Genomic DNA, 18,838 nt, shown 5'->3' with positions numbered 1-18,838 from the left:
ATCAAGTATCTTAACAATAAAACCAACATGATTAAAAATTAAAAGGTCGCCTAAATTGTTTTTAGACGACCTCTTTTTTATTATATCAAAAGAGAGATCCGGCTTAACCTTTTTTCTGAGTTGCAGCTTCTTGTGCACGTTGCGCTTTCTGAGCCTCTAAAGCTTCTCTACTAATTTTTGCTAAATTAAAATTAGGATCAATGGCCAATGCATCGTTCATTAATTTTAAGGCTTCATCAATATTAGCAGTTTTGTTTTCCGTAAATCTTAAAAGTCCTTTTAAGTACATTAAAGCGGCTTTCAAAGACGTTTCATAAGGTTGTTGCTTTTCGTAGAAAGCACGTTTCATATCGTCTGTAGCGTTAGCCAAAGCATAGTCTATGTTTAATCGTGCTCCAGTCAAATCATTCATTTGAATTTTCATGTCAGCCAATTCATAAGCTAAATAAGCATTTGGTGTGCGTTGGTAAAGCACTTCAAAATGTTCTAAAGCCATTTTTGTTTGATTAAGATTTTTTAATGCCAAAGCCTTTACTTCAACATTCATATCAGAATCAGTTGCATTTTTTTCTACACCAATTGTGTTTAAAGCTTGCATATATTGCCCTTCAGAAAGGTAGATGTATGCTAACGTATCTTTGCGCGCAATAGAAGGTTCTAAAACATCGAGATGCGTCATCGCATTAATTACTCCTTGCTTATCACCTTGCTTTTTCATTTGGGCATAATACGCTTCAAAATGTTTTTTTAACTCTGTATTAGTTTGTGCAAACATACTTACTGAGAATAACATAAGAATTGCAATTGTAATCGTCTTCATTTGTTCTTTAGTTTATTGTTCTTGAATAATTTTAACTTTAAAGTGCTAAATCTATAAAAATTAAACAGAAATGGTCTTAAAAATCTATTAATTTCTATGGTGCTACTTTAAAGGTGTAATTCAAAAGTTGTACCACTAATTTAGATTCTATAATTTTTCCTTTACTTTTTTCTACACCATTAAAACTTGGGGGTGTTAAGTTCTTGCGTTCGCATTGTTCTATATAATAATCCTTTTTATTAGGATGTGCAGGATACGCTGCGTTTAAGACCACGTTCCAAAGGCCATTTTTTAGAATCGCCATTATAATACCAATAGCATCGGTTTTGTGAATTAAGTTAACGGGCGCTTCGGGGTCTGAAACATGAGTTTTTACTGATAAAAATTTAGCAGGATGACGCTCGTCGCCTACCAAACCGCCAAACCGTAAAATTGTGGTATTAAAATTTGAATTGGCTTGAAGCATGTGTTCAATCTCAATCAGTTGTTTGCCACTATCTGACGTGGCATTTGGTGTTGTTGCAGCTGTAATTATAGGAATGTCGTCTTCATTTTCAAATACTGAAGTAGAACTTATATATAATACGTTCTTTATAGCATGTGCTTCAATTTGGTGCATTAAAAGGCGTATTTCTGCAACATGATTTTTAGTAGGATCTTTTCTTAGCCCTGGTGGAATATTAATAATTACCGTATCACTTCCTGTTAAAAATTCAGAATAAGAACCTGAAATTACCGTTTCACTTAAAGTAATTAAAAACGGATTTATATGATGAGTCTCTAATACTTGTAACTTCTCTTTAGTGGTTGTAGTGCCGTTAACGGTATAATTATCTTTAATTAATTCTTTAGCCAAAGACAGACCTAGCCAACCGCAACCCATGATGTTTATTTGTGTTTTCAAGATAAATAATTATTAGGGTTAAAAATACGGAATATATAGCCTTTACCTTTTTGATTTTTTTAAATGGTTAATTTTCAGTAATTTTAAGATTAACTCTAATCTTAAAATCAAAACGTTATGGCTATAAAAAGTTTTCAAGGAGCTCGTAAGCAGCAAAATGCTAATGAGCCTACGCAATTAAAAGTGAAGGATTATATGAGTACAAAACTCATAACGTTTAGGCCAGAGCAAACCGTACAAGAGGTTGTTGAGGCTTTAATTAGACATAAGATTTCTGGTGGTCCTGTGGTTAATGATAAACAAGAATTAATAGGTATTATTTCTGAAGGAGATTGTTTAAAACAACTTAGTGAAAGCAGGTATTATAATATGCCTTTAGCGCATGATAATGTGGAATTACGTATGGTAAGAGATGTTGAAACCATTGATGGTAACATGGATGTGTTTGATGCGGCCAACAAGTTTTTACAATCTAAGAGACGACGTTTTCCTATTGTTGAAAACGGAAAACTCATTGGACAAATTAGCCAGAAAGATATTTTAATTGCAGCGTTAGAGCTTAAAGGCGAAAATTGGAATAGTACAACGAAGCGAGGGTCTTAATTACGCTATCAATCATCGCGTTTTACCAAAGCATAATACTCTCCCTCTAAAGGTAAATACCCTTGGTCGTACACAAAATAATAAATGGTGCCTGCTTTGGTCGTATACGTGCTTGTAAAATAATTAAAATCGAAGCCTTTCTCTACTAGTTTTGCTCTAGAGCATTTCATCTTCTTGTTGGGATTGAGCGCTTCTAGAATTCTGTAATTTTTTCGTAATCGGTTATTGGTGTTTCTAATGAGATTTTTAGAATCTTTATTTAACCTGTTGTTTTGCGTATTTCTACAGCCATCACTGCAGTATTTTTTATCTACTCTACCAACGATGACGTCACCACATTCTGGACATTTTTTTCGCATAACTTCAAATTAAGTACTTACAATATACTAAATTATAATGTTATAAAGAACTGGTAATGATAATGGTATTAGTGTTGTTTACTTTTTTGTATATGTCTACTTTATAGACTTTTGTTTTTAAGTAGTCTACTAAGTTTTCAACTTTAACCATGTCTGATTCTTTTACTGAAGCATTAAAAAGTAATGTCCCTTTTGACGATTTTGAGTTGAGAACGTTATCCCAAAATTCCGTACTTAGAAATTTATCTGGCACGGAAAGATCGATGTAAAGATCTACGATGATGAGATCAAATGTTGTGGTATTTGTCTTTACAAATGTAAAAGCATCTGCACAATGAATTTTTAAATGTTGGTCTTCAATGATTCCAAATTCTGATTTGGCGATGTCTATAATAACAGGATCTAATTCAACAGCTTCAATAGTGTTATTGTAATTAAAATCTGTTCGAAGTGTTTTTATAACGCTTCCGCCTCCCATACCTAAAACTAAAATAGACTTTACGTTAGCGAGTTCCGTTTTTTCTAATCCATATTTTAGAATACGCTGTAAAGAACCGTAACTGTAATTGGCATTTTCTGAATTGAGATGCTTTTTGCCATTATACCACGTAATTTCTAGTTTTCCGCTGTACTTAGATTCAATAGTTTTTGTGACAGGATAAATGTAACTGAGCAGTTGCTTCATAGTTACTAAAGGTAGTTTTATTTCGTTGCGTTACGATTTACTCTGCGTCTTTATTTTTATTGTATTTGGTGTGATTGATATTTTTCTTTTCTAGAATAGCATAAAACTTTCGTGGAGATATTTTTAAGTCTTTGGTGATGTCACTTACTTTCTTCTGTCCTTTTTTATAGAGTTTTAAATTGTCATTTACTTTTTTGTTGAAGTAATAGGTTTTTAGTTTGTCAACTACTTGTAGCTCTGTGAGATTAGATTCGCTAGCATAGTTTTCTAGTTCTGCTTTTATATTTGATAAATTATTTTTCATGAGTATTATTTTAGATTTTAGGGATCCAAGATTGATTAATGATTTACTAAATTATAAAAATAAATGTTAGTTCTGTCAATTTATAAAGAAGAAGAACATAATAGAAGGCTATCTGTGTTGTCTTATTAAGATCTTAAGCTCCAAATTTCGTGTATAGGATCTCCTTTGCTCGAAAACCCAGTGTGAATCCATTCACCATCTAAAAGCTTAAAGTTAAACTCTAAAGACATGCCGACTCTAGAATCATCTTTTGAGAAGAACTCAATGTTTTCTGTATACACTCCGTTTATGGTGGTGTACGTTCCGCCTCCTGTGCCCATAAATTGTTTGGTTTCGGTGTTGTAAGCAATCCATTGAAAACGTGTGCCAGATACTATTTTCATTGTTTTTCTCGGTCTACTGGTATCGCGTGTTTCTGTTTTTCCATCTCTTACTCTGCCAGACATTAACCACGCTCCTTGTAATTTTCCTGGAGCACCATTGTCTATTCGATTAAATTTTAACTTGCTATCAGGGATTTCTAATGTATTATCGGTAATATTAATTTTAAAGCTTACTTCGGTACCAACGACTTCAGAGTTATCGGTGTCGAATTCTGTTTTTTTGGCTAACATATCTCCTTTTAGAATCCACGATCCGCCGTTGCTATGAATAAACGTTCCGGTGGTCGCATTATACGTGGTTAGTACTTGATAGCCCTCAGTAAAAATAACCACGGTTTTTAACTGGTCTCCACTTTCTGAAGTGCTGTAGTTTTCCCAAGCGCCAACGATACTTTGAGCTTCAACTCCGAAAGAGATTAATGTGCAAATGAGTAATACTATTATGTTTTTCATGATTCTAAAGTTTATGACGTGTTATGATTTTATTTTCAAATTATTTCGGGTGAATTTTATACTAAATTTAGTGAATAAATTGATGATAGCTTATTATGTGCAAATTTGCTAAAGTCCAGTAAGTTTAGCTATTTCAATGGACGGGCTAAATGCAAATGAGGTAGATAATTAGAGTATTGTTAATACATATTTTGTCATTTTGTATTTAGTAATTAATTGCAGTACCATTTAATCAAATTATTTTGTTCTTCGCTAAACCATTTGTTGCCATTATTGTAAATAGTTAATGTAGTGTGAATTGGTTCGTAATCAGTAAAATCGTATTTGGAAAAAATGTCTTTTATATGCTCTAAATAATTCAATTTTATATGTTCTAATGTGTCAATATTTGAAAAATACTCACTCCAGAAATTTAATAAAAAAGCCGACCAATCATAAATTAAGTGGTTCTTGTTATTGTTTTTTGCTTCGTTTATAATTAGATATCCTAAACCATACGGATTCATTTTTTTATAGGTAAAGCTGCTATCCAATTCACTTTTTATAAAATTTCCGGCATCAAATTCATACACTTCTGGTATATTCTCCAAATTCCATACTATGTGTTTTTTTAGTTCAGGATTCAGTTTAGAGTCGCTAATAAGTTCAATACTACTTTTTAAAAGGGTGTCTATTTCCCACATCGCAAATGTGTTGTTTTCGTTTTATTCTTATTATGTCTATCGTGTTTAAGTATTAAAGTTAGCAAATAAAAACGTATGAAAAAATTTGTGAAGAATTTTGTGCGTAGATTAGAATTGGCAATAAATTATATGACTCAAGTTTACAGTGCACTAAATTTAAACAGAGGTAAGAAAGGATAAAGTAGAGGAGTAAGGTTAATATATGGTGTAAACTATAAAAGTACTTTAGTGAAAAATTAATGCGATTTTACTTTTTTTGCCACAGAACTTTGTTTTGATGCTTTTTTATTTTAATCTAAATCTTGATAAAACCTCAAATACTTCACTCGCTTTTTTCTGTTCGTGATAGTTAAAGTGAATATGGTCAAATTCAACGAAACCGCTCATTCCATGATAAGGATAATCAGGAAGGCAAATCAGTAATGGTTCTTTGGGGTTTTGTTGTGTCAAAACGGCTATTGGTTCATTAATAGCTACGCTCCAAGTTGCTTTTCTACCACTTACTTTCGGCAGATAATTAATATTAAAAATATATTTTAAAATTTCAGTTATTGTCCAATTTGGTTCTATTTCAATTTCCAAAAAATGAGGTGCATCAATATCATCCTCCAGCGCGACGCTTTCACGTGTCAATTTAATTTTTTTCATATTCAAATTATGATTTCCGTGAGATTTAAGGTTGTTTTTTCGTTTCAGTCAAATGCGTTACAGCAGTTTTGTATAAGAATAGTTTTGGGTTTACGTACGAGAATTTTTCGCAGTAAAATCAGATGTTACAAACACGTTACGCCCTTTGATTAAGTACTAAATCGCAATTATTTTTATACATTGTTGTCTACCGTTTTTATTCAGTTAGTATTTTTTTTATTTCTTCAATCGGATTTGTATAATCAGACATTTTTCTTCCTTTTCCAATGTGAATTGAACTTGTATTCAGTCGATTGGTCAAATCTTTAATAGGCATATTTTCTAAATTGCCAAACTCACGTTTCCACCAGTCCAAGGATTCTAAATTATGATTTTGAAAACCAGTAGTACTTCGGTCATTATTAGTCGGCAGAAAATCAATTCTGCCAATAATTGAATTCAGATTTTCAAAATTCGTTATTATTCCGTCATAAATTAACTGGCTTAAAAGAGCATCTTTAAAAATTTGTTCAATTTTAATCAGGTCAGATGATTTTATATCAGTCAGAATTACATTGTATTTGGTCAGTCCGTTTGTGATTAACCAGCATTTTTTTCTGTCAACATAAAATACTGTAGCGTTCCACTTTCCAAGAATTCCAGAATCCGTATTTTGGTCAGTTGTGATAAGCTTTTTAACTAATTTCTCTAGTTTTTTAGATGTATGTATTTTGGTTCGTCTCAAATGGTGTGCAATGTTTTTTATAAGATTAGTTGCGGGTTTGTATACGAGGAATTTCCGAAGGAAATTCAGACGTTACAAACACGGAACAACCTTTGATTAAGTACTAAAACCGCAATTATTTTTATACGGTGTTGTGTGCCGTTTTTTCTTCATTATTTTTCAATTCTTTCGATAAAAAATATCCACCAATTATTCCGTGAATTATTCCAAATATTCCGTAAATCCAAAGTTGATAAATCGAATATCCAGCAAGCGATTCCAAAATTCGTATTCGCTCAAATTCAAATGAATTTATTATTCCGATTACTAATGCTTTAAAGTATAATATTAAAATCCACGAAGCAAAAAGAGCAAAAAATGATATTCCGAAATATTTTTGTTTTTCTTTTCCAACATACTTGATCAAATATTTAAAAGCTAATATTCCGATTAATGGTATCGAAATTATTGTCGTAATCCATTCAATCCAATCTCTTTCGATTGTGTACCAACTTGGAATTTCTCCAATAATGGCATAAAAAACGAAAATAAAAATCAGTCCGAAAAAGTAATATTTGGTTATTAAAAATTTGATGTTTTTCAATTCAGCGTTCAGTTTTTCTTAAATGACACACAACTCACGTATATAAGCACTATAAAAATACAATAAAACCCCGTTTCATCAACAATTACCCATTTACAAACGAAAACAAATAATTACAAACGTATGTAAGTAGGTAACTACCGAATAATATTTGGAAGCTATCAGATCTTTGTAGTGTCGAAACATTAGAACTCGATAGTATTAACTGTTAACCATTAAAATTTAGAAATTATGAACACACTTAAAAACAAAGTACAGTTGATTGGTAACTTAGGAAATGACCCAGAAATCACCAATTTTGAATCCGGAAAAATCTTAGCAAAATTCTCTGTCGCTACCAACGATAGTTATAAAAATGCACAAGGCGAAAAGATCACAGACACACAGTGGCACAATGTGGTTGCCTGGGGGAAAACAGCACAGATTATTGAGAAATATATTACTAAAGGCAAAGAAGTGGCCATAGAAGGGAAGCTAACATCACGGTCTTGGGAAGATAAAGATGGCATAAAGCGCTACACTACAGAAGTGGTTTGTAATGAGCTGTTAATGTTAGGGAAATAAATAAAAGCTTCATTGATAACACAAAAAGAGCAACTAATTGGTTGCTCTTTTTTTATTTAACGCTATAATGTAATTACTTACTTTACAGTTAAAGTGTACTGTGGTGTCGGGTTTAGAGGGCAAAAATAGACGTATTCTCCTTTTGTCAATTTTGTGACTTTCGACCTTTCTTTGGTGTTATTTTCTACAGCTTTAGTAACATAAGCCGTTTGAATATGATTTTCTGGCTTAGAGGCGTCAGCTCCCTTAGGAACTAATACAAATCCGACTTGGTGACCAACATTATTATTGGCAATTTCAAAAATGTAATCGCCTTCTGTTAAGGTCAATTCAGTTTGTGTAAAGACTCCTTTTGTTTGTTCTAAAGAAACTGTTGTTGCTTTAGAGGTCATTGTGTCTTGTGCATTTCCTGTTAATGTAAAGGTTAATGCGATTGCGATAACGGCTATAATTTTTTTCATCTTTTTTAAATTTTATCGGTTATAATTATTAATTAAATAGTTTCTAATTCTAAAGGTTGCGCAACAGGAAAATCTACAGGTACTTGCGTGGTGCTGTGAACATAGTTAGAGATGGTTTTATCGCCAACTAATGAAATGGTATCTATTAAATTTCCTTTTGTATAACCAGCATTAAAGTAGTTTTCTAAGACGTCTTGGTCTGTTTTTCCTCTGTTCTCTGTAATGTTTTTCGCTAGTTTTGCTAAAGCATCAAATTTTTCGTTTACACTAGAAAATCCAGCTCTTAATTCTAAGATTTGTGCGTCTGTAAAGCCGTTCATCTTTCCAATGGCAGTATGTGCAGAAAGACAATAAATACAATCGTTTACCTGACTAACAGCAAGGTTTACAACTTCTTTTTCTTTAGCAGATAATGAGGTTTTTGCATTGGCAAACGTTAAATAGTTTTCTAAAGCAGTGTCACTATTTGCATAAGTTGCATATAAATTAGGTACAAAACCTAATGCTTTATTTAGGTTATCGAATATCGCTTGATTATTAGCGCTAACGTCTTCTCTTTTTAAAATATTAAATGTGCTCATGTTTTTAATTTTTTTATTCTGATTTAATACAGAATTATTATTAGTAATTGTTTTGATTTTTTTGTTGGTACAAAGTTGCGATATATCACAGTGCTAAAGAATGTTTGTTATTCCCTTTGGCATGTCATTTTTTCCCTTGTTGTTAATTTAGCTTATAAATGGCTTTTCGGCATCACAGTAATAATCATGAATATGTTTTTCTTCACAATACGATTCTGTGTTAATGGTGTTTACTATTTTTTTTGGACTGTTTGTAAATATCTCTATGAGATTAAATATGGATTTGATTTTTAGTGTCATCTTGTTATTGTTTTAATATTACAATGCAAAGATGCGAGAGAAGTGGCTACTTTAAAATGAAGAATTTGCCCAACGGCATGTCAATTTTTCCTAACTAGAGGTATTTAAGCGCTTTTTGTAGTCTGAAGGTGATATTGACGTATTTTTTTTGAACAAACGACTTAAGTGAGAGGCGTCTTCAAACCCGATATCGTAAGCAATTTCTTTTGCTGTTTTATCGGTATAAACTAATTGACGTTGTGTTTCTAATACAATACGGTTATGTATAATTTGTAATGGACTTCTGTTTAGTTTTGCAAAATTATTAGATAAGGTTTTCGGAGATTTAAATAGTTTTTCAGCATAAAACGCGACGCTGTGTTCTGTTTTAAAATGTTGTTCTACTAAGAAATTGAATTCACGTAGTAAATCTACTTTAGAGCTCTTCGGAGATTCTGTAATACCTTCTTTGGCTTTTAATAAACGCGTACTCTTTATAATAAACCGAGCCATTAACATTCTAAGCATTTCGGCTTGTATGTTGTCTTCGGTTTCTAATTCGTCTATAAAAACCTCGTGAAGGGTGTTGTACTTTTGTTGCTCGTTTTGATTTAAATGAATAATTGGGATATTAGTATTTCCAAAAAATAGAATACCAACACAGCTTACTTCTTGGTCGTGATCTTTGATACAGTAAAATTCACTGTTAAATTGATAAACGATGACGTCCTTACCGCCATTGTATTGAAGATATTGAATAGGCGTTAATGCTAATATGCTATGGGGTGGTACTGTAAATGGGACGCTGTCAATTGTGAGATCGATAGCTTCAGATTTTGCCCAAATAAAAGTATATAACTCACATTGTTTCGCTTTTTTAAAGGAAAGTAAATCAGTTTCATTTCCAATATTGAAAATAGCGTTGGTAGAAAATTCTTTAAAAGTGTGAGTCATAGCTACTAAGTCTAATAAGTAGAACAAAAATTACAAATCATAAGGTTATTTATAACACATTCTTGGCGAAATATAAATAGGGTAAATAATGAGTACTGTAATCATTGAGGTTTTAAATCCTATAAACCCAAATACCTTTAATTTTTAATAACCTTTCTTATAACACTTGCACCTGTATTTTTATTTCGAATTTTAATAAAATAGAGCGCATCCTCTAATTGATCTAAATTAGAAATAGTAAGCTTTCCGTTACTAATTTTTTGAGTTAATTTTAGTATTTGTCTACCGTTTATATCTGTAATACTAATATTAAATGTATCGGCGCTGTTTGTGTCTGTTAGAATATTTATAGTAGAATTAAAAGGATTAGGGCTTACTTCAATTGTGGTTAAATTGAAACTAGGAACGGAAAGTGTTCCTCCACAAATACTCCAACCCATATCTTCCATAAATCCGAGTGTAACTAATCCAGGATTATGAATAGCTTCTCCAAGTCCAATAGAGGGTGTCATTAATGAATTAGGATGTCCAGGTGGGTACGTGCCCTCGTCCCAATGACTATAACTTGAGCCACGCCTATAAATTGCAGGTGCATACGTCGATGGTTTTATGCCACCATTTTGTGCTGTAGTTATTGGACCATTGCTAAATAAATTATTTCCTGTGATTTCTAATAGTAACTCAGCCGACGGATCTTCAAAACTTGTAATAGCTGTAGGTGTACCATTCTCAATAAAATTATCCCAAACACCAATAAAGCCTTGTATTCTAAGTACACCTTGTGTTGGGGCGTCATCATCATCAACACCTCCAAACCCTATTATTCCCAAGCCGTGGCCAAGCTCGTGTAAAACGACAGAAACAAAGTCTACTTGGTTGCTAGGTGTATTACCGTCTAAACCAAAATAAAAATTTGCAGTACTGCTGAATGTCGCTTGGATGTCTGTAGAGGTTTCTTCTCCTGAATCAGGGAGTTCTTCACCTACTAGTTTTTCGGCTAAAGCCAAAGGAAAAGCAATATTGGGTGGGAGTCCATCTACTGAAATAGTGCTAAAATTTGTCGGGCCGGCTCCTCCAAGTACTCCTTCATCTAGTTCAGAAAAATTAGCGGAAACTCTAATGGGGATTGGTGATTCAATAGAATTTGACCAAATATCTACTGCAAACTGAAAAGCGGCCTGTGCTTCTGGAGTAAAACCATTATAGTCAACTATAAACGTTGAACAATTTTCGCCACCTCTAGCCATTTTTTGAAATACGTTAGCTGGCGGTTTTATAGATGAGGACTTAGAATTTATAACTGGGTGATATTTACAAACATCCCAATCTACGGGGATAATTGTCCTGCTTATATCTTGTGCCTGTCCGTAAATAGATATGGAAAAAACCAATGAGATACTAAAAGAAATACTGATAAGCTTAAGAAAATAAATTGATCTCATGGTCCAAGAATTATATTAAAATTTGTAAATATAATTGACTTAGTCTATAAAATTTATCATTCCTTAAACACAATCATGTTTATTTTACAATTTAAATTATAAAACGTCTAAAAAAGTATGATGAGTAGAGATTAAGCGACCTTCTTTAATAAATCAAAACAAGGGCATTTTTTACAACGCTTATTTTCGGCTTTTTTATATTTTTTACAGCACTTAGTTTTTACATTGCCAAGTGTTTCAATACCAGAAGCCTCAAGCACTTTAATACGTTCCTTTTTTAGTTTTTTATTTTTCTTCTTTTTGCCCATCTTTAGTTTTCCTGCAAAAGGAAATCTTTAAGTTTTCAAGACAAAAGTAGTTATTTATATTTAATCTAAATAATATTTAACATTTAGGCTCTAAGAATTAATCGGTTAGGTGTTTTTCTTAGAATTATGGAACTATTAATTTTAACTTAATTCATTTTAGGGTCAGATCTCAGCACACCAGAGTTTGTGTGTACATTTCCAACCTCAGTAATTACCACTCCTTCTGGGCCTGCCATTTGCCAATGTGGTGATTCGGCTTCTGCCAACGAAGCAAAATCTCCTTCATTTGCTTCAATAATATAATTGGTAGTCGTTTTTCCTTCCCAATGGCTTTGAGGGGTTACCACTTGCGGAAATTGATCGCGATTGTTTTCTCCTACGCCAACGATGTAACTTTTTCCATGTCTTACTAACCAACCTTCCATCTTTACAGGATTACCTTCTGCTGCGAAATGCATATGCTCTCCTAGCATTTGACCAGGTAATAGAAAGATATCCATTAACATGTATTGGTCTTCTTCGTTATTAACAAACATTATAGATGCTAATCCTAATTCAGCATAATTACCTTGATTGTAATCGGTAAGCCAAATTTTTTCACGTAATCCTTCGAAAACAGGATAATTATGATATTCAAGCATTTCCATTAATGCGTCTTTTGCTTTTTCTTTTAAAAACTGCCCATCGGCATCATAAAATTGTTCATTAGTGAAATTCAATTCTTTTTTTATGCTTTCATTAACTTCTTCTGTGGTATCTGTAGTTTTGTTTTTTTCGCTGTTATTAGCGCAGCTATTAAATAGAATGGTAATTAACAAAACGCTTAAGAGACAAAGTTTTTTCATAAAAAAAATAGTTTTTAAATTTAAAGTTCGTTGTAATAACTTTAAAGATAGTATAACCAAATAGGAATAAATTACACTTGTTTCATTTTATAATGCGATTTTGAGAGTCGACATTATTTAGGGTAATTTATTTTTAATCTCTGAAAATATTAAGTTAAAAATGATTTTATCGATAATTGATGATTCGAGTTTTAATTAACTACAATAAACGACTATAATCCCTATAAAATATAGAGATATGAATTCAGTTGATATTATGTTTTACTATAATAGAAGTGACGTGTATGGTAATCTCAGCTCATTAGCACTTAGGCTCCAGGGGTATCTGCTGCTGAGTTAACCGTTAGTTGTTGGATATCTCTATCAAATAAATATAAACCACCTTTGTCGTCACCAATCATTTTTACTTTGTCTAAGATTGTTCTCGCCATGGCTTCTTCTTCAATTTGTTCAGAAACATACCATTGTAAAAAGTTGTGAGTGGCGTAATCTTTTTCTTGTAAAGAGATATGAACAAGTTCGTTAATGCTCTCAGAGACAAAAATTTCATGTTCTAAAAGTTTTTCAAACATGGCCTTATAAGATGTAAACGTTACGTTTGGCGCATTCAGTTCTGAAACATGTGCATGTCCACCACGTTCGTTTATAAATTTAACGAGTTTTAGCATGTGTTCGCGCTCTTCGTCAGATTGGCTGTACATAAAGCTAGAAATACCTTCTAAACCTTTTACTTCTGCCCAAATAGCCATAGCTAAATACGCTTGAGACGATTCAGCTTCAATTCTAATTTGTTTGTTTAATGCGGCTTCTATAGATTTTGATAACATAATTGATTGTGTTTTAAACAAAGATAGGAATAGTTAATCCGTTGGTAAAATATTTGTGAACAATTGCTTTTCAGATTAAAAGTATATTTCTTGTGCTAATCGGAATGTGTTAGCGTGCGCGTCTACAATCGTTTTGATTTTTGGGGAATAACCACCTCCCATACTACACATAACAGGAATTTGATTGACTTTGCATTGCTCTAAAACGAAACGGTCTCTAGCTTTACAACCATCAACGGTGAGACTTAGTTTTCCTAATTTGTCGGTTTTAATTACATCAACTCCACACAAATAATAGATGAAATCTGGTTGTTGTTGTGCAATGAGTTTTGGTAGTGTCTCTTCTAATAATTTTAAATAAGCAGAATCATCAGTGTCATTTTCTAAAGCGATATCTAAATCACTAATTTCTTTTTTAAATGGATAATTGCTTTTTCCATGCATAGAAAAGGTAAAAACAGAAGGGTCATTCTGAAAAATCTCTGCCGTTCCATTGCCTTGATGCACGTCTAAGTCTACAATTAAAATGTTTTGTGCTAAACCATTTTGTTGAAGGTACTTTGCGCCAATTGCTTGGTCATTTAACATACAAAATGCTTCTCCACGATTTGAAAAGGCATGATGCGTACCACCTGCAATATTCATAGCAATGCCATGTTGTAAAGCAAATTCACTAGCTTTAATGGTGCCATCTGCAATCAATAGTTCACGTTGCACTAAAGCCCTACTTAACGGAAATCCTATTTTACGAGCAGCACGTTGATCTAGAGTTAAATTTACTAAATCATAATAATATTCAGGGTCATGTACCGCAACAATATGTTTGTCATTAGGTTGTTCTGGTTGAAAGAAATTAGCAGGAGTACAGGTGCCTTCGTGTAAAAGTTGCTGTGGTAATAATTCGTATTTTTCCATAGGAAACCGGTGTCCTACAGGAAGTGGATGTTTATATATGGGATGAAAAGCTATTTTTAGCATCTAGTTGTGAAGCTTTAATTGAATCCGTTTCCTTGCTACATCAACCTCCAAAACCTTTACAATAATTTGCTGATGCAGATGCACATGTTCATTAACGTCTTTCACAAAATTATCCGATAAATTTGACACATGAATCAGTCCACTTTCTTTAATCCCAACATCTACAAAGCACCCAAAATTGGTAATGTTATTAACAATGCCAGGCAACAATTGCCCTTCGTGTAAATCTGTAATGGTTTTTATATTTTGGTTGAATGTAAACACCTTGGCTGTTTCTCTAATGTCTAATCCAGGTTTTTCTAATTCTTTAATAATATCTTGAAGCGTAGGCAAACCCACTGTTTCTGTAAAATATTTTTTTAAATCTATTTTTTGAAGTATAGTTTTATTTGCAATTAAGTCTTGAAGCGAAACCCCTTCATCTTTAGCCATTTTCTCTACTATTTTATAGGTTTCAGGATGTACAGATGAATTGTCTAATGGATTTTTGGCATCGCGAATCCTTAAGAAACCAGCCGCTTGTTCGTATGCTTTTCCACCTAAGCGTGGCACTTTTTTAATCTCGTTTCTCGATGTAAAGGCTCCGTTTTCGTTTCGGTAATTAAAAATGTTTTCTGCTAATTTTGGTCCAATTCCAGAGACCGAACTGAGTAGTGGTATGCTTGCGGTGTTAATGTTAACACCAACGGCATTCACACAATTTTCAACCACAACATCGAGTTGTTTTTGAAGCTTTGTTTGATCCACATCGTGCTGGTATTGCCCAACTCCAATAGATTTAGCGTCAATTTTTACCAATTCAGCTAGGGGATCTTGTAAACGTCTTCCAATGGAAACTGAACCACGAACGGTAACATCGTAATTTGGAAATTCGTCTCTAGCAATTTTTGATGCCGAATAAATACTTGCTCCAGCTTCACTAACCACAAACACTTGGATATCGTTTTTAAATTGAATTTTTCGAATTAAAGCTTCAGTTTCGCGAGATGCGGTTCCGTTTCCAATGGCAATGGCTTCAATTTTATAAGCTTCAGCTAAAGAGGAAATCTTTTTTATAGCACCAATACTATCGTTTTTGGGAGCATGTGGATAAATCGTTTCATTATGTTTTAAAGTTCCTTGTGCATCTAAACAAACGACTTTACAACCTGTTCTAAAACCAGGGTCGATGGCTAAAACGCGTTTTTCGCCAATAGGTGAGCCTAATAAGAGTTGCTTTAAATTTTTGGCAAAAACAGTAATCGCAGACTCATCGGCTTTTTCCTTTGCTTTTTGAAGGGCTTCATTGCTTAAGGATGGAAATAATAAACGTTTGTAAGCATCTGAAATAGCGAGTTCAATCTGGTCTGCACAGGCGTTTTTGCTGCGTATGATTCTATGGTCTATTTGTTCTAAAGCACGTACGTCGTCAATTTCAATCTTCACACGAATAAAGCCTTCGCTTTCTGCTCTTAAAATAGCTAATAGTCGGTGAGAAGGAATACGGCTTAAACTTTCGGACCAATCAAAGTAATCTCTAAATTTTTGCGCTTTTTCATCGTCTTTTTTAGTTTTTATAACCTTAGTAGAAATTTGAGCATGACGCTCTAATTGGTTTCGTAGATTGTTTCTAATATCCACACGTTCATTGATCCATTCAGCAATAATATGTCTGGCTCCTTCTAAAGCCTCATCAACAGATGAAAGGTCGCCTTTTACATATTTAAATGCAATAGATTCGATGTCATTTGCCTTTTGACTCATGATGATTTTAGCCAAAGGTTCTAAGCCATTTTTACGAGCCGTTTCGGCTTTGGTTTTTCGTTTTTTCTTGAAGGGTAAATACAGATCCTCAAGCGTGGTGAGGTCTTGAGTATTTACAATCTTTTGTTTTAAGTCTTCGGTTAAAACGTCTTGTTCTTCTAAAGCTTTTAAAATGGCAATTTTTCGTTTTTCTAAAGCTTCAAATAACTCTTTGTATTTGACAATATCACCAATTTGTACTTCGTCTAAATTTCCTGTAGCTTCTTTTCGGTATCGCGAAATGAATGGAATGGTACAATCTTCATTCAGTAATTGAACGGTACTTTTTATATTTTTTTCAGCTAATTGCGTGTGTTGAACTATATATTTAATCATCATAAAAAAAGACCTTATAAATTTAAAATTATAAGGTCTGTAATATATTTAACTCTATTGTAATTGCCGAATAGTTTTAGCAAAAGTTATTAATTAGATCCGGCTTCTTTTTTCGCATCATTAACCATTGTTTCGTTCGGCACAATAGCAATATTGACACGTCTGTTCTTAGAACGGCCTTCTACTGTTGTATTATCGTACATCGGTTGTTCTTCTCCAAACCAGTGTGTTGTAAATCGTCCGTAACCTAAACCTTTTCCGGTTAAGTAATTAGTTACAGCTTCAGCTCTGTTTTTAGACAACGTCATGTTGTAAGCATCATTACCAGAACTATCTGTATGGCCAACGACTAGAATGTTTGTATCTGGATATTCTGTAAATACACTTGCTAATTTATTTAGTGTTTCTTGCGATTTAGCATTGATGTTATACTTTTCTGTATCAAAATAAACACCACTTTGTTCATCAAAAGTGACTACAATTCCGTCATCTACACGTTCTACGGTTGCTCCAGGGATTTCAGTTTCAATTTCTTGAGCTTGTTTATCCATTTTGTTTCCAATAAGCACACCAGCTCCGCCACCAACAACTCCTCCGATAACAGCTCCTAATTCTCCTTTGCCGCCTTTACCAACGTTGTTTCCAATGATAGCACCAAGGATGGCTCCACCTGCAGCTCCAATGGCAGCTCCTTTTTGTTTGTTATTAGCGTTATCTACAGCCTTACAACTTGTCATCAGTACTAAAAGTAGTGATAATGTTATGGCTAAATTCGATTTATAATTTAATAGTTTCATATGTTTTTATTTATTGTTTTTTAATGGTCAGATGCTGTTCGCTTTTAATCATTCCTTTAGGTGATAAAATTTTGAACATGCTCGTTTCATAGTTTAAAATTTTGTAAAATTCATAGTAATAGTGATGGGCTTTCCGTCTAAATTCACGGTTTGTTGCCATTGCATAGCCGTATCAGAAAGTGCTGTTAATTCTAATCGAAATCCAGCATTAGTTTCCGATTTGCCCTTTTCGTTGGTCGGTTTTAATAGGAAATTATATAAACCAGTATCTTCATTAACTTCATCTATGGTGAATGCGAAAAATCGTTTATCTGAGGAACAATTCAATCCAGACAGGGTATAAGTTCCTGTATTGTTATTGGGAATAAATTGCCATGAACTATTCTCGAAGCACGCTTTTTCGGCATCATTAAGAAGTGTGATTTTTAAATCGCCAATGGCCGAAGATTTTACAGAAGCTAAGGTCCAATCTCCTTTAATCGTTTTTTTAGATTGACGAACGATCTTTGACGCTCCACAAGCTAAAAAGCAAACGGTTAAACATAATAGTGCTAGTTTTTTCATTGTCTTTAAGTAATGTGTGAATTCAAAATTACTTAAAGTATAGCGCGTGGCTTGCTTGTAAAGAAAAAATTATTGATGCATTAGCAATTTTTGTTTTTCAACAGAATGTCTTGAGGGTTTAGTTTTTGAAATGAAGTATGAGTTTTGGTTCTTAGAAATCTAATGTTAATTGATTCTGAATTACTGGATAAAATATTCCGATAATAACAAAAGGGTTAGTAGCTCTTCGTCTATGCCATTGCATCGTTGTTCCTAAAAACAAATAAATTTCATGCTTTGAAACGAAAGAAGTAAAGTATTTTTGTCTTACTTTCTTAATGGCATTATTCTTATCTCCATTAGAATTTTTGAGGCAATTCCAATAGAGTTGAAAGATTTCCCAGTCTTCAATCATTAATCTACTCGATACTCCTTCATCATCTTCAAAAATATAGTAAAACTTGAATGGGACTTTTGGAATAAGCTTTTCGGGATCACTTTCAATTTCGGCAAATAAATCTGTTTGTTTTCTAAGTTCTTTCCATTCATCTTTCCATTCAGCAGCATCTTCCTCAATAACGAAATCAATTATTTTTGATGGTTTAAACGTAGCCAGAGAAACATTTGTCGGGCTTTGGGAATCTAATATTAATTTAGCTTTATTGGTATAAACATTTCTGAGACAAAATTCTTTACGTTCTTTCCAGTAATCTTTAGTGTTTAATGTGCTAATAATTTTAACATTGTAGCTTTTTGGTGAATGACTTTCAGGTCGAAAATCATCGGTTCTTGGTATTACATCTAATTCAATCCAAGTGTATTTTTTAAAGCCTGTACTTTTTTTAATTTGATTTAAAAAACTTAGAGGAATAGGATAGATTCTAATCCAAGTACCATTTTCTAAAATTCCAGCAGTACAAACTAATTCATCATAACTTCTTGAAGGAAGAGGATAAGTTGTAACTGTTATTAGAATTTTCTTTATTGGCATA

25 protein-coding genes are annotated in these 18,838 nt (G+C 33.0%); 2 read left to right on the top strand and 23 right to left on the bottom strand.

Annotated elements, in window-relative coordinates; translation table 11 throughout:
- Nucleotides 1-103: 103 nt before the first annotated feature.
- Nucleotides 104-820, bottom strand: a complete 717-nt coding sequence (locus tag HM984_RS09345) for a tetratricopeptide repeat protein (protein WP_179348980.1) — start codon at nucleotides 818-820, stop codon at nucleotides 104-106.
- Between the two features lie 94 nt (nucleotides 821-914).
- Complete coding sequence (locus HM984_RS09340; RefSeq protein ID WP_179348979.1) at nucleotides 915-1,724, bottom strand: NAD(P)H-binding protein; 810 nt, start codon at nucleotides 1,722-1,724, stop codon at nucleotides 915-917.
- A 117-nt stretch (nucleotides 1,725-1,841) separates the two neighbouring features.
- Here HM984_RS09340 and HM984_RS09335 point away from each other — a divergent pair, with 117 nt between their 5' ends.
- Entirely contained in the window at nucleotides 1,842-2,327 is a 486-nt protein-coding gene (locus HM984_RS09335; protein ID WP_179348978.1) for a CBS domain-containing protein, read from the top strand.
- 8 nt (nucleotides 2,328-2,335) lie between these two features.
- Here HM984_RS09335 and HM984_RS09330 read toward each other — a convergent pair whose 3' ends face one another.
- From HM984_RS09330 to HM984_RS09295, 8 genes are all read right to left on the bottom strand, one after another.
- Entirely contained in the window at nucleotides 2,336-2,686 is a 351-nt protein-coding gene (locus tag HM984_RS09330) for a hypothetical protein (protein ID WP_115811330.1), read from the bottom strand.
- Nucleotides 2,687-2,726: 40 nt separating this feature from the next.
- The gene (locus HM984_RS09325; protein WP_115811328.1) at nucleotides 2,727-3,371 is read right to left on the bottom strand and encodes a spermidine synthase; all 645 of its coding nucleotides are present in this window, start codon (nucleotides 3,369-3,371) and stop codon (nucleotides 2,727-2,729) included.
- 37 nt (nucleotides 3,372-3,408) lie between these two features.
- Complete coding sequence (locus tag HM984_RS09320; protein WP_115811326.1) at nucleotides 3,409-3,675, bottom strand: hypothetical protein; 267 nt, start codon at nucleotides 3,673-3,675, stop codon at nucleotides 3,409-3,411.
- A gap of 125 nt (nucleotides 3,676-3,800) precedes the next feature.
- Entirely contained in the window at nucleotides 3,801-4,511 is a 711-nt protein-coding gene (locus HM984_RS09315; RefSeq protein ID WP_115811324.1) for a DUF4488 domain-containing protein, read from the bottom strand.
- Nucleotides 4,512-4,723: 212 nt separating this feature from the next.
- Entirely contained in the window at nucleotides 4,724-5,194 is a 471-nt protein-coding gene (locus HM984_RS09310) for a hypothetical protein (protein ID WP_179348977.1), read from the bottom strand.
- Nucleotides 5,195-5,479: 285 nt separating this feature from the next.
- Complete coding sequence (locus tag HM984_RS09305; RefSeq protein ID WP_179348976.1) at nucleotides 5,480-5,842, bottom strand: hypothetical protein; 363 nt, start codon at nucleotides 5,840-5,842, stop codon at nucleotides 5,480-5,482.
- Nucleotides 5,843-6,038: 196 nt separating this feature from the next.
- Nucleotides 6,039-6,566, bottom strand: a complete 528-nt coding sequence (locus HM984_RS09300) for a DUF6933 domain-containing protein (RefSeq protein WP_179348975.1) — start codon at nucleotides 6,564-6,566, stop codon at nucleotides 6,039-6,041.
- Nucleotides 6,567-6,687: 121 nt separating this feature from the next.
- Entirely contained in the window at nucleotides 6,688-7,149 is a 462-nt protein-coding gene (locus tag HM984_RS09295) for a hypothetical protein (protein WP_179348974.1), read from the bottom strand.
- A gap of 231 nt (nucleotides 7,150-7,380) precedes the next feature.
- Here HM984_RS09295 and HM984_RS09290 point away from each other — a divergent pair, with 231 nt between their 5' ends.
- Complete coding sequence (locus HM984_RS09290; RefSeq protein ID WP_179348973.1) at nucleotides 7,381-7,713, top strand: single-stranded DNA-binding protein; 333 nt, start codon at nucleotides 7,381-7,383, stop codon at nucleotides 7,711-7,713.
- A gap of 77 nt (nucleotides 7,714-7,790) precedes the next feature.
- Here HM984_RS09290 and HM984_RS09285 read toward each other — a convergent pair whose 3' ends face one another.
- The 13 genes from HM984_RS09285 to HM984_RS09225 all read right to left on the bottom strand — a co-directional run bounded on the left by HM984_RS09285 (nucleotide 7,791) and on the right by HM984_RS09225 (nucleotide 18,837).
- Nucleotides 7,791-8,174 carry a cupredoxin domain-containing protein gene (locus HM984_RS09285; protein WP_179348972.1) on the bottom strand — a complete coding sequence of 128 codons (384 nt, stop codon included), beginning with the start codon at nucleotides 8,172-8,174 and terminating at the stop codon, nucleotides 7,791-7,793.
- A gap of 32 nt (nucleotides 8,175-8,206) precedes the next feature.
- On the bottom strand, nucleotides 8,207-8,755 hold the full coding sequence (locus HM984_RS09280) for a carboxymuconolactone decarboxylase family protein (RefSeq protein ID WP_179348971.1): 549 nt from the start codon (nucleotides 8,753-8,755) through the stop codon (nucleotides 8,207-8,209).
- Between the two features lie 147 nt (nucleotides 8,756-8,902).
- Nucleotides 8,903-9,055 (bottom strand): hypothetical protein, encoded by a 153-nt coding sequence (locus HM984_RS09275; protein ID WP_179348970.1) that lies wholly within the window; start codon nucleotides 9,053-9,055, stop codon nucleotides 8,903-8,905.
- A 90-nt stretch (nucleotides 9,056-9,145) separates the two neighbouring features.
- Entirely contained in the window at nucleotides 9,146-9,988 is an 843-nt protein-coding gene (locus HM984_RS09270) for a helix-turn-helix domain-containing protein (protein WP_179348969.1), read from the bottom strand.
- 137 nt (nucleotides 9,989-10,125) lie between these two features.
- Nucleotides 10,126-11,430, bottom strand: a complete 1,305-nt coding sequence (locus tag HM984_RS09265) for a T9SS type A sorting domain-containing protein (protein WP_179348968.1) — start codon at nucleotides 11,428-11,430, stop codon at nucleotides 10,126-10,128.
- 131 nt (nucleotides 11,431-11,561) lie between these two features.
- Nucleotides 11,562-11,738 (bottom strand): hypothetical protein, encoded by a 177-nt coding sequence (locus HM984_RS09260; RefSeq protein WP_179348967.1) that lies wholly within the window; start codon nucleotides 11,736-11,738, stop codon nucleotides 11,562-11,564.
- Nucleotides 11,739-11,884: 146 nt separating this feature from the next.
- Entirely contained in the window at nucleotides 11,885-12,583 is a 699-nt protein-coding gene (locus tag HM984_RS09255; RefSeq protein ID WP_179348966.1) for a cupin domain-containing protein, read from the bottom strand.
- Nucleotides 12,584-12,891: 308 nt separating this feature from the next.
- Nucleotides 12,892-13,410, bottom strand: coding sequence for a ferritin (locus HM984_RS09250; protein WP_115810873.1), 519 nt, complete (start codon nucleotides 13,408-13,410; stop codon nucleotides 12,892-12,894).
- A gap of 75 nt (nucleotides 13,411-13,485) precedes the next feature.
- Nucleotides 13,486-14,388: a histone deacetylase family protein gene (locus tag HM984_RS09245; protein ID WP_179348965.1), complete on the bottom strand. Its 903-nt coding sequence runs from the start codon at nucleotides 14,386-14,388 to the stop codon at nucleotides 13,486-13,488.
- A complete protein-coding gene (locus HM984_RS09240; protein ID WP_179348984.1) occupies nucleotides 14,389-16,506 on the bottom strand; it encodes a Tex family protein in 2,118 nt (705 codons plus the stop codon). It abuts the gene before it with no gap.
- 89 nt (nucleotides 16,507-16,595) lie between these two features.
- On the bottom strand, nucleotides 16,596-17,303 hold the full coding sequence (locus HM984_RS09235) for a YiaD family glycine zipper/OmpA-like lipoprotein (protein ID WP_179348964.1): 708 nt from the start codon (nucleotides 17,301-17,303) through the stop codon (nucleotides 16,596-16,598).
- A gap of 93 nt (nucleotides 17,304-17,396) precedes the next feature.
- A complete protein-coding gene (locus HM984_RS09230) occupies nucleotides 17,397-17,867 on the bottom strand; it encodes a lipocalin family protein (RefSeq protein WP_179348963.1) in 471 nt (156 codons plus the stop codon).
- Between the two features lie 151 nt (nucleotides 17,868-18,018).
- Nucleotides 18,019-18,837 carry a DUF8758 domain-containing protein gene (locus HM984_RS09225; RefSeq protein ID WP_179348962.1) on the bottom strand — a complete coding sequence of 273 codons (819 nt, stop codon included), beginning with the start codon at nucleotides 18,835-18,837 and terminating at the stop codon, nucleotides 18,019-18,021.
- Between the last annotated feature and the right edge of the window lies 1 nt (nucleotide 18,838).

The sequence above is a fragment of the Winogradskyella pacifica genome, assembly GCF_013403915.1.
GTDB lineage: Bacteria > Bacteroidota > Bacteroidia > Flavobacteriales > Flavobacteriaceae > Winogradskyella > Winogradskyella pacifica.
This window is presented reverse-complemented; position numbering and strand designations above follow the sequence as displayed.